8 protein-coding genes are annotated in these 12,528 nt (G+C 34.1%); 5 read left to right on the forward strand and 3 right to left on the reverse strand.

All coding sequences use genetic code 11. From position 1 onward, the window contains the following. Window positions 1–165 precede the first annotated feature (165 nt). On the forward strand, window positions 166–2,568 hold the full coding sequence (locus VP395_RS08510; RefSeq protein WP_346241466.1) for a glycoside hydrolase family 31 protein: 2,403 nt from the start codon (window positions 166–168) through the stop codon (window positions 2,566–2,568). A 6-nt stretch (window positions 2,569–2,574) separates the two neighbouring features. Here the strand turns inward: VP395_RS08510 and VP395_RS08515 are convergent, their stop codons facing one another. Beyond that, entirely contained in the window at window positions 2,575–4,416 is a 1,842-nt protein-coding gene (locus VP395_RS08515) for a cation:proton antiporter (protein ID WP_346241468.1), read from the reverse strand. Window positions 4,417–4,611: 195 nt separating this feature from the next. Here VP395_RS08515 and VP395_RS08520 point away from each other — a divergent pair, with 195 nt between their 5' ends. Both VP395_RS08520 and VP395_RS08525 read left to right on the forward strand, forming a co-directional pair. After that, on the forward strand, window positions 4,612–5,460 hold the full coding sequence (locus VP395_RS08520; RefSeq protein ID WP_346241470.1) for a universal stress protein: 849 nt from the start codon (window positions 4,612–4,614) through the stop codon (window positions 5,458–5,460). Next, window positions 5,457–7,661 (forward strand): SulP family inorganic anion transporter, encoded by a 2,205-nt coding sequence (locus VP395_RS08525; protein ID WP_346241472.1) that lies wholly within the window; start codon window positions 5,457–5,459, stop codon window positions 7,659–7,661. Before VP395_RS08520 ends, VP395_RS08525 begins: the two co-directional genes overlap by 4 nt. Before the next feature lie 36 nt (window positions 7,662–7,697). Here the strand turns inward: VP395_RS08525 and VP395_RS08530 are convergent, their stop codons facing one another. Together VP395_RS08530 and VP395_RS08535 are read right to left on the reverse strand one after the other, a co-directional pair. After that, window positions 7,698–9,473, reverse strand: a complete 1,776-nt coding sequence (locus tag VP395_RS08530) for an SLC13 family permease (protein ID WP_346241474.1) — start codon at window positions 9,471–9,473, stop codon at window positions 7,698–7,700. Window positions 9,474–9,491: 18 nt separating this feature from the next. Then, window positions 9,492–9,851: a DUF202 domain-containing protein gene (locus tag VP395_RS08535; protein ID WP_346241476.1), complete on the reverse strand. Its 360-nt coding sequence runs from the start codon at window positions 9,849–9,851 to the stop codon at window positions 9,492–9,494. A gap of 171 nt (window positions 9,852–10,022) precedes the next feature. Here VP395_RS08535 and VP395_RS08540 point away from each other — a divergent pair, with 171 nt between their 5' ends. Both VP395_RS08540 and VP395_RS08545 read left to right on the forward strand, forming a co-directional pair. Next, window positions 10,023–10,883, forward strand: a complete 861-nt coding sequence (locus VP395_RS08540) for an MBL fold metallo-hydrolase (RefSeq protein ID WP_346241478.1) — start codon at window positions 10,023–10,025, stop codon at window positions 10,881–10,883. A 28-nt stretch (window positions 10,884–10,911) separates the two neighbouring features. Continuing rightward, window positions 10,912–12,519, forward strand: coding sequence for a S8 family peptidase (locus VP395_RS08545; RefSeq protein ID WP_346241480.1), 1,608 nt, complete (start codon window positions 10,912–10,914; stop codon window positions 12,517–12,519). Window positions 12,520–12,528 lie beyond the last annotated feature (9 nt).

The following is a 12,528-nucleotide window of genomic DNA, read 5'->3' on the forward strand; positions in this document are numbered from 1 at the left end:
AAAATTCATTTTTATTACACTATTTCTATAAAATTTGTGAATTATATAATTATACAAGTAATTATTTGATTATTAAACAGGTTTCTTACGGTATTTTTAATGAATAAACGCTCTTAAAATTTAATTCTTTTAGTATTTTCGCTAATTAATTCTAACGTCTTAAAAATGATATTAAACACTGAATTAGAATATAAGGGAAATCTATTCCCATCAAATATAATTTCTTATAAAAAGAATCTAGATACCTTATCGTTTACTTCTGAAAACAATGTAGTTTTACAAGTAACCGTACAACGTGACAGTGTTTTAAGATTTAGATATACTACTACTGGGGTTTTTGAAAAAGATTTCTCATACGCTATTACTAAATACGCCAGTAGAGGCTATAATTTCCTTGAGGTAACTGAAGAAGAAGATAAATATATTGTTACGACATCAAAACTTATTTGTCACATATCAAAAATCGATATGCGAATTGCTCTTTTTGATGCCAAAGATAAAACCCTTATTTGCGAAGATGAATTAGGATTTCACTGGGAAGAAAGTTATGAGTTTGGTGGTGATATTGTTAAAATGTCTAAAACAGCTCAAGAAGGTGAAAGCTATTACGGCTTAGGTGATAAACCGGTTGACAATAACCTGAAAGGCAAACGTTTCGAAAACTGGGTAACAGATTCTTACGCGTACGGCAAAAATACAGACCCAATTTATAAAGCCATTCCGTTTTATACAGGTTTACACCACAAAAAATCCTACGGGATCTTTTTTGATAATACCTTCCGAACATTTTTTGATTTTTGTCATGAACGCAGAAACATTACCAGTTTTTGGGCTCAAGGTGGTGAAATGAATTATTATTTCATTTATGGGCCTCAAATGTCCGATGTTGTTTCCATATACACCGACTTAACAGGAAAACCACATGAGTTGCCTGCTTTATGGACGTTGGGATACCACCAATGTAAATGGAGCTATTATCCGGAATCAAAAGTAAAAGAAATTACAAACGAATTTAGAAAGCTAAAAATTCCTTGTGATGCTATTTATTTAGATATTGACTATATGGAAGGATTTAGATGCTTCACTTGGAGTAAAGAATACTTTCCAGACCCAAAAAGAATGGTTAAGGAATTAGCCGACAATGGCTTTAAAACCATTGTAATTATCGATCCAGGAATCAAAATTGATAAAGATTACTCGGTTTATCAAGAAGGGATGGATAAAGATTATTTCTGTAAACGTGCCGATGGGCCTTACATGAAAGGTAAAGTGTGGCCTGGGGAATGCTATTTTCCAGACTTTACGAACCCAGAAGTACGTGAATGGTGGTCCGATTTATTTAAAGAACTTGTAGAAGACATAGGAGTTAAAGGAGTTTGGAACGATATGAACGAGCCTGCAGTAATGGATGTACCAGGTAAAACGTTTCCAAATGATGTAAGACATGATTATGACGCAAACCCATGTAGCCACAGAAAAGCACATAACGTTTACGGTATGCAAATGGCTAGAGCCACCTACCAAGGTCTTAAAAAATTCGCATACCCAAAAAGACCTTTTGTTATTACAAGAGCCGCTTATTCTGGTACACAACGCTATACTTCCAGCTGGACTGGGGATAACGTAGCCAGTTGGGAACATTTAACTATTGCCAACATACAAGCACAACGCATGTGTATGTCTGGATTTTCATTTATTGGATCGGATATTGGAGGTTTTGCTGAACAACCAAATGGCGAACTTTATGCACGTTGGATACAATTAGGAATATTCCATCCATTTTGCAGAACCCACTCATCTGGAGACCATGGAGACCAAGAACCTTGGGCTTTTGGGAAAAACATTACAGATGTAGTTAGAAAATTTATTGAAATAAGATACCAATTATTACCATATTTATATACCGCCTTTTGGAGGTATGCAAACGAAGGGGTTCCTATTTTAAAATCACTTGTTTTATACGATCAAGAAGACCCGCATAATCACTATAGAAACGATGAGTTTGTTTTTGGTGAAAAAATATTGGCCTGCCCAATAACAGAACCTAATGCAAAAGGAAGACGTATGTATTTCCCTTTTGGAAATTGGTATAATATCTGGACAGACGAAGTATTAGAAGGCGGACAAGAATTATGGGTAGATGCCGATTTAGATAGTATGCCAATATTTGTTAAAGAAGGTGCTATTATTCCAAAATACCCTATTCAACAATATGTAGGCGAGAAAACTATTGATGAACTTGTTTTAGATGTTTATTACAAAGCAGGTGAAGAAACCTCTCAAGTTTTTGAAGATGCTCAAGACGGATATGATTATATTAAAGGCAGATATAGCTTAAGAAATTTTAAGCTATTAGGCAAGAAAAAGTCATTAATTATCCAACAATTCAAATCAGGTAAATATATAACGCCTTACGAAACCTTAAAAATTAAATTCCACGGTTTACCATTTAATATCACTAAAATTCAAATTGATAATGAAGAGGTGTTATTTGAAGACGTTAAACTTAATGGAGATAATACCATCATAGTAAGTAAAGAATTTACAGAACTCCATGTTATTTCATAGAAACTTTTAAATTCCTTGTTTAGAATTTTTATTAAAAGGCTTCCCAAGATATACCAACTTGAAGCCTTTTTCTATTTTATCTATAGCCTTATTATGGGAAGAGATTATCTCTAAAACACCATGTTTATCTTTTACTAACAAGGGAATAATATCTGTATCTTTATTTGAAATTTCAATTAATTCCTCGTAATGTGATCGATCATTTAATTCAATTTCATGTATTTTTGGATGTTTTCTCGCTACTTCCGTTAACGAAATATAATCATCGGTATGTGAAAACAAACCTTCTTTTGGGCTACTTTCTGGATTACGAATTTCTGCTAAATTGATCAACCTAAAGGTACCACTTTCACCAAACTGGTTAGAAAACTTATTAATAGCATACTCGTTAATATCTGCACTACCCGTCATTGCCATTAAAAACCCTACATCATTTAGTTCTATATTATCTTCTAACGATTCCGAATAAATATCAGTACCCATAGCCTCAAGCCCTGCTTCTTGTGCTAATTTAATATTGGTTTGATTACTATCAATTAAAACCACATGCCTACCATTTTCTTCTAGATATTGTGCAATAAGTCTAGAAAAATGTGCAGCACCAACAATTAAAATACCCTCAGAACGCTTTAAAAAAACACCTATTAATTTAGCAAAAGGTCTTGCGGTAGTTGCGTTTAATAATACGGTACCTAACACAATCATAAATACCAATGGGGTAATATATTCAGCATCAACTGTGCCTTTTTTAGCAAGTGTTAGCCCAAATAAAGATGCTATACCGGCTGCAACGATTCCTCGTGGACCAACCCAGCTAATAAAAAGTTTTTCATTAAATTTTAATGTAGATCTATATGTGCTAATAAAAACCCCTATGGGGCGTATTAAAAAAACAACTAAGGCAAACAACATTACCGCATTCCAATTATAAACCAATAACAGGTCTTCAATATTAATATTTGCCGCCAATAGAATAAATAAAATAGATATTAATAAAACACTAAGCGATTCCTTAAAATAAAGCAGTTCTTTTAAATAAGGCGACTTCGAGTTTCCTAGTACCATTCCCATAACTACTACTGCCAATAAGCCCGACTCATGTGCAAAAACATCAGACAAAACAAAAACACCTAAAACAGTTGCTAAAGCAACCACATTTAATAAATAGTGGGGTATGAGACTTTTATTTATGGAAAAATTTAATGCATGAGCAAAGGCAAATCCGAAAGTTGAACCAAATAATATAATCTTACCAAATTCAATTAAGGCGGTTTTTGTAAACTCACCTCCCCCTTCAACACTAATAAATTCAAACACAAGTACTGCCACTAAAGCGCCAATGGGATCAATTAAAATGCCCTCCCACTTTAATACTGCCGATACGTCCTTTTTCAGGGGAATATTTCTTAAAATTGGTGTAATTACTGTTGGCCCCGTTACAATTATTAAAGCAGAAAACAAAAAAGATATTTCCCAACTTAAATAAAAAATATAGTGTGCGGAAATTGCGGCCCCAAAAAATGTAGCCAAAGAACCTAATGTAATTAATTTATAAATTATAGGTCCTACATTTTTAATCTCACTCAACCTTAAGGTTAAACCTCCTTCAAATAAAATAACACCAATGGCTAACGACACAAAATAAAACAAGCTTTCTCCAGGAAAAAGGCCTTCATTTCCGTTCCAAATAGGCTCTATCCACTTGGTACCGTCTTCTGAGATGAATTCTGAGACAGGACCTACCAACAAACCAATTAAAATTAAGGGTAAAATAGCGGGTATTTTAAATTTCCAGGCAACCCATTGTGCCAAAATGCCTAAAATGATGATGCCTGCAAGTTCTATCATAAGTACAATTCTCTTTTAAAAAAGCCTAATTTAAATAAAAACGGAATAACTCCTGTGTTTATATCTAATTGTTCTTTAAAAAATTGCATGAAACACGCATTAAAAAACCTTCATTTTCCTATTTTTTTATATAACTGTTGCATATTTTTAAAAAATGTTATCTTTCGAGCTTTAGAAAGTAAATTAGAAAAAAGAGTGTCCTTAAAACCCTTTAAAAGTATTGGAATAGGTGTGGCGTTTTCACCCAACTTAAAAGCAAATTTGTTTGAAGCAGCTAGACTTGCACTTTTTTTTGATTCAAAATTATTTTTAATTCATGTTGGAAACCCTTCTGATGACAAAATAAAAGCCCTTAAAATTATTTTAGCCCCTTTTAAAAAGAACCAACTAAACTTTGAGGTTATTTTTAAACCTGGAAACCCTGTAGATGTTATTTTGAACGCTACTGAAGAACACAAAATAGATTTATTAATTCTAGGAGCTGTTCAACGCGAACGTTTTTTAAAATATTATGTAGGCTCTATTGCTAGGAAAATAACGCGAAAAGCGAAGTGTTCTATTTTATTATTGATAAAACCTTCGGTGGAACGTGTACGTTGCCAGCATATTGTTGTTAATGGCTTAAAAGACCCTAAAACAGAGCAAACAATTACTTCGGCATTTTATGTTGCAAAACAACTACAAGCTGAAAAAATTACAGTGGTAGAAGAAATTAAACAGGAGGAAATTAAAATAAAAGTGGACGATGATGTATCTCTGCGACGTTCAAATATCATAAAGGAACGCATAAAACTAAGAGAAAACTCTAGAATAAAAGATATTATAACACATATCCCTAAAGAATATGTTGAAAATATAGTTGTAAAAACACAGCCCATTTTTGGTCAACAAGGCTATTCAATTGGGCATTATGCAGAAATTTCGCGTGCCGATTTATTGGTTATGAATGCACCAACCAAAATGACTTTTTGGGATCGTTTATTTCCGCATGACATAGAACATATTTTAACCGAATTACCAACCGATGTATTAATACTACAATGAGTCCTAAAAAAAATAACTTAAAAGATTTTTTTAGATCAATACCAAGAAATATATTTTCTGGTTTTGTGGTAAGTCTTATCGCATTACCGTTAGGACTAGGGTTGGCAATGGCAAGTGACGCACCGCCAATTTCGGGTATTATTGCAGCTGTAGTTGGTGGTATAGTGGTGGCTATTTTTGGCGGAAGCCACGTAACCATTACAGGGCCAGGTAACGGTATGGTAGGTGTGCTTTTAGTAGCTATTACAACACTAGGTATTGAAAGTGCCTATGCTGCCATTATATGTTCTGGTTTGCTAATATTGCTCCTTGGGTTTTTAAGAATGGGTAAGTTATCAGATTTTTTTCCTTCTTCTGCCATACAAGGGATGCTTGCTGCCATTGGACTTATCATTCTTGGAAAGCAGTTTCATATTATGTTGGCGCATAAAATTAAACGGGAAGACACCCTTGACTATCTTTTTGAAACACCCATCACTATAAATGATGTATTACATTATAAAAATGAAGGTCTTATCTATGCAGCTTTAGCAGGAGTGTTAGGATTCGTTATCATGGTGTTTTATTCTAAAATAAGAAACAAGTATTTACAACTTATTCCTGCTCCTATGTGGATAGTCATTCTATCCATTGGGTTTAGTTATTATTTTGAATTGGTACTCCATCAAAATAACCCAATTGCTAAACAATATATGATTTCGGGCATCCCATCTTTTCAAGACATTGTGGACGATATCCATTTACCTCATTTTACGCGTATTGGTAGTCTCCCATTTTGGGGTAGCGTATTCGCAATAACCCTTATAGCCAGTATAGAATCTCTTTTAAGCATTAAAGCTGTTGATAAACTTGATACCGAAAAAAGAAGATCGAATGTAAATAAAGACCTTAAAGCCTTAGGTCTAGCCACCATAGTAAGTGGTTTTTTGGGAGGGCTTAATGTGGTTACCGTTATTGCACGTAGCTCGGTTAATGTGAATAATGGCGCCAGCAACCGGTCGTCAAACTTTTTTCATGCTACGTTTTTAGTATTGTTTATTGTACTGTTTAGCACCCAATTAACCCGAATACCGTTGCCTGCGCTAATGGCAATACTGGTTTATACCGGGTATAAATTGGCGTCACCCAATGTGATAAGAAAAATATTTTTTGTAGGAAAAGAACAACTCATCATCTTTTTTGTAACGCTTTTGGTTACACTAAAAGTGGGTTTAATAACAGGTATTTTAGCAGGTGTTGCAACCACATTAATTATTCATATTGTGCTTAACAAAACCGTATCGTTGTTTGCTAGAAACGTACTAAAACCAAATGTTTTGATGTATCGAGAAAGCGAAGGGCAAAACAACTTTTACGTTAGTGTCAAGCATTTTTGTAGTTTTTTAAATTATTATAAACTGAAAGATAAACTGGATGCCGTACCGGAAAATCAAGATGTTATAGTCGATTTTTCATTGTGCAGTTTTGTTGATGATACCGTTATGGAAAACATAAGTCGCTATCAGGAACTGTTTAAAAAACGTGGTGGTCATTTTGATGTGATTGGTTTGGATATGCACGATACTGATTCTGAACACCCCTTTGCCCTAAGGCGATTGCTACCTGTTCCAAAGATTATTAAAAACAATTTAACGCGTCGCCAAACAAGTATGGAGAGTTTAGCAAATGACTACTCACTTACCTACCATCCTAAAAATCAAAAAGATATCGATTTTTTAAATAATTTTCTATTTTTCAATACCAAAAACATCGATCATATATATAATGTTTTAAAATATAAAAACAACACCATAACCCTTTTTGATATCGAATTTTCTGAAGGTGAATTTATTGCAAAAGAGGTTATTAGAACCACCATGCTTCATATTAATTTAAAAAAATCGATTCCTGAGTTTACTTTAGATAGAGAAGGATTTTTAGAAAAAGTGTACGCCTTTGCTGGTTTTAAGGACATTCCCATTCAAAACCATACCGACTTTTCCAAAAGATTTTATTTGTTAGGCGATAATGAAACAGAAATAACCCGCTTTTTTAATGATGGAATAACCCGCTTTTTTGAAAGCAATCCTTATTACCACGTCGAATCTAATGGTGAAGGACTCCTTGTTTTTGGAAAAGAGCGTTTGGCCAGTGTGAAAGAAATAAAAGCACTTTTTGATTTTGGCAAACGGTTAAAAGAAGTTGTATCAACAGAAAAATAATTTTTAACAAAAAAAACTTCTGCTAAATTACGACAGCTAAAAAGGAAAAAAATAAGGAATAATAAAAGAGGCGGCTGCCCAAATAATTAAATTTAGCGGGGTACCTACTCGTAAAAAATCGTTGAATTTATAATTTCCAGGAGCATAAACCATCGTGTTGGTTGGATAGCTCATGGGGGTCATAAACGTTAATGAACAAGCAAACATTACTGCAACCAAAAATGGGCGTTCACTCACTTCCATAATGGATGCTAAGGTTATAACAACCGGGGTTAGTAAGGCTGCCGTAGCCTTACTGGAAATGAGGTTTGTTGAAATAAACGTTATTAAATATAATAAACTTAAAGTGATTTGTGGACTATATTGTCCTAAGGTGTTCTGTATAAAATCGGCGATAAGCTTTGCTCCGCCCGTTTTTTCCAATGCTGTTCCCATAGACAATACACCTGCCATCATAAAAATCACTTTCCATTCCACTGCATTATAAGCTTCTATAGGCTTTAATATTTTTGTTAAAACCATCAGTAGCGCACCAACCATGGCACTAATTAGTATAGAGGTAAGGTTTAATGACGCAGCCAAAACCACTCCTATTCCAATTAATGCAGCAGGTATGGCTTTTCTTAAATCTGTATTTCTTTTTTGATATTCTGAAAGTGTTACAACTAGCCTTTTGTTTTCTAAATGTTTTATTTCTTCTTTTTGCCCTAAAACCAACAACATATCGCCTTGCATTAAATTTACCGAGGATAATTTATCGAATAAAATCTCTCCCCGCTGGCGAATTGCCAATACAGACATATTATAGCGCCTATTAAAGCGCATAGATTTTAAAGAGCCTTCTGCTAAACTAGACCCAAAGGGAATAATGACTTCATAAATATTATAATCGTCCGATTTTTTATATGAATTGTTGATTAACTTACTCCCCTTCACCTTATATCCCTTAGTTTCTAACAGTTTATGAACCATTTGCGGCGGTAACACCACTTTCAATATATCATCTTTAAGAATAACGGTTTCAGGGCCTAAATCATACCTTAAACTCCCCGCTCTCATTATAGACAAAATGTTTATGTTATATTCTAAAACCAATTTTGAATTAACAATTGCTTTATTAATGTCTGCACAACCTTCATCTATAACTATTTCTGTAATGTATTTTTCAACCTCTTTACTCAGTTCGTCATCTTCGTCTTTACGCTTAGGAAGCAAAAAAGGAGCTATGAAAAACACATATAAAAATCCAACAAGCAACAAACAAGCCGCCGCCGCACTAAATTCAAACATACCAAATTCTGCAAGTCCATATTGATTTGCATAACTACTAACCAAAATATTGGTGGATGTTCCAATAAGTGTACAGGTTCCTCCAAAAAGTGCTGCAAAAGATATGGGCATTAATAATTTTCCAGGGCTAATATTGGTTTCCCTACAAACCGTTAAAGCTATTGGTAGCATTAAGGCTACTACCGCTGTGTCATTAATAAAAGCTGAAAATAAAGCAGTAATAATACAGAATACAACAAGAGCTACCATATAGTGAATTCTGGCAAGTTTAATTATATGATCGCTTAACCCATTTAAAATACCAGAATTGAAAACACCTCCACTAACAACAAAAATACAACCCAAAGTTAAAGTAGCTGGATGGTTAAACCCGGAAAAACCCTCTACAGGATTTAGTACCCCAGCCACAATAAACATGGCCATAATAAGAATAGAGGTTGTATCAATTGAAAAAAAATCCCTTACAAAAAGAAAAATACCAATACCAATAATGCAAAATGTGATAATTAAATCGATGCTCATAACCTGCTTAACATTAAATTATTTATCCCCGTCTTTAGACTCAGACAAATAGTAAAGTCTTTTTAAACTTTTTTTAAGAAGTGTAAATCTATAAATGCCTATCACAAAAAAAAGAGCACTAAAAAAAAGGGAAACAAATGCCAAATATTTAAAATTTGGTAAAATTTCCAATTGAAAAAAAGCAATACCTCCAAGTAACAAATAAAGCGAAGAACGAATATATGATAGCAAGGTACGTTCATTTGCCAATCGTGTACGCTCAATAGCGAGGTAGTCTCTTAAAATAACCTCTTCGTCAGGTTTAAAGTCACGCCCAAACCTTAATAGATTCATCTTTTTTATTTTTAATGGCGTCTCTATAATGTGTTTTATTGGCATTTTAAAAATTATTTCTATAAATCTAATTTAAATTTTAAAGGATTCAAAAGAATGCCTTAATTTAAATTATTCTAATCAAATGTTAAAAAAATCTAATAAATTTAACGATTTTCAACTTATCAATTACGTTTTTAGTAATTTGCAAGACATTTTTTATATAAAAAGCCCCTAATGCAATTATACCCAATAGAATCTGGATGCTTTAAACTTGATGGTGGCGCCATGTTTGGTGTTGTGCCAAAATCGTTATGGCAAAATACAAACCCTGCCGACACCAATAACATGATTGACCTTGCAGCACGTTGTTTGCTTATTGAAGATGGAAATCGGCTTATCTTAATCGATACGGGTATGGGTACTAAACAATCTAGCAAATTTTATGGCTACTACCACCTTTGGGGCAATCATTCAATAGATAAATCCCTTAAAAAGTACGGTTTTCATAGAGATGATGTTACCGATGTTTTTATGACCCATTTGCATTTCGACCACTGTGGCGGCAGTATTCAATGGAACAAAGATAAAACAGGTTTCGAACCTGCGTTTAAAAACGCCCATTTTTGGAGTAATGAAGATCATTGGCTGTGGGCAATCCAACCCAATAAACGCGAAAAAGCATCGTTTTTAAAAGAAAATATAATCCCGATGCAAGAAAGCGGACAGCTTAAGTTCACATCTATTCCAACAAGTAATACCCTTAAAAATTCGGAACTTGGTTTCGATATCTTTTTTGCAAACGGGCATACCGATAAACAAATGATCCCAATCATAAAATACAAAGAAAAAACCATCGCCTTTATGGCCGATTTGCTGCCAACCGTTGGACATTTACCACTTCCCTACGTTATGGGCTACGATACCAGACCGCTTTTAACCCTAGATGAAAAAGAAAAATTTCTTAATATGGCTGCTACTAACAATTATTATTTATTTTTAGAACACGATGCCCATAATGAAATTATTACTGTGACTAATACCGAAAAAGGAGTCCGATTAAAAGACACCTATACTTCACAAGACATATTTCAATAAAAAAAGTGACTAATTCAAAAACAAACAAATGAAAACAATTAAAACAATAATGCTTTCGGCACTAGCAGCCGTATTTTTTTCTGGCTGTGGAGGAACAGCCAATATTCTGTCTACACCTATTGAAAACATAGACAGTTCTCCTCTAAAAGTTTCAGAATTAACTGAAAAAGAAAAACAAAACTGGGGCCATTTAGACTTGGTAAAAGATACCATTCCTGGTATGAGTGTCGATAAAGCCTACACAGAACTTATTAAAAACAAAAAGGGAAATACCGTTATTGTTGCAGTAATAGATTCGGGCATAGACATAGACCATGAAGATTTAAACGATGTGATTTGGACCAACAAAGGTGAAATTCCAAATAACGGAAAAGATGACGATAACAATGGTTATATAGACGATGTACACGGTTGGAATTTTTTAGGTGATGGCTATAACGAACAATTAGAATACGTACGCATACTAGCTAGTGGCGATACTACAAACCCCGATTATGCGAAAGCTCAAGCACTGTACGATAAAGAATATCAAAAATATTTAGGGCTTAAAACCAATTACGAACAAGTTTTACAGCAAATTATTGATGCGGACAAAACTTTAACCAAACATTTAGGAAAAAAAGATTATACCAAAGAAGAAGTTAATGCGATAAAAACCGAAGATGCCGACTTAAACAAAGCTGTTCAAATTGCAAAATACATGTATGGTAATGGTATGGATTCTTTAGCCGATGCCAAAAAAGAATTAAACGACGGTTTAGAAAGTTTTAACGACCGCTTAAACTACCACTTTAACAAAACTTTTAATGGACGCGTAAATGGTGATGACCCAAATAATTTTAACTCTAAGTTTTACGGCAACGGTAATGTAAAACCTGTTAAGAAAACCGAAAGTCATGGTACGCATGTAGCGGGTATTATTGCTGCAGAACGTAACAACGGCAAAGGTGCCAATGGCGTTGCTAACAATGTGAAAATTATGAGTGTTAGAACCGTGCCAAATGGCGATGAGTATGATAAAGATGTTGCTTTATCTATTCGTTACGCTGTTGATAACGGTGCAACCGTAATTAATGGTAGCTTCGGAAAAAGTTTTTCGCCGCATAGCGATTGGGTACGTGATGCAATTAAATATGCAAGCGATAAAGATGTGGTTTTTGTACATGCCGCCGGAAACGACAGTGAAAATGTTGATGTAGAACCTAATTTCCCAGACGATAATATCAACGGTCAAGAAATCTCTAATACCTACATTCGGGTGGGTGCTTTAGAACCAAAATATGGTTCTAACATTGTTGCTGGTTTTTCTAACTACGGAAAACAAAACGTCGATGTTTTTGCTCCGGGTGCTAAAATATACTCGACAACACCACAAAACGAATACGACACCAAGGGTGGCACATCTATGGCTGCACCTGCGGTTGCTGGTGTTGCGGCATTAATTCGTTCGTATTATCCAAAATTATCGGCGGCTCAAGTAAAACAAATTATAATGGATTCTGGTTTAGCTATTAAAACAAAAGTTGTTGTTGGCGGTGATACAAGTAATGTAAAACCATTTACAGAGATTGTAAAATCTGGAAAAATTGTAAATGCTTATAATGCCTTAATTATGGCAGCTAAAATGTCTATATAAACTGAAAGC

The sequence above is a fragment of the Mariniflexile soesokkakense genome (assembly GCF_039650365.1).
GTDB lineage: Bacteria > Bacteroidota > Bacteroidia > Flavobacteriales > Flavobacteriaceae > Mariniflexile > Mariniflexile soesokkakense.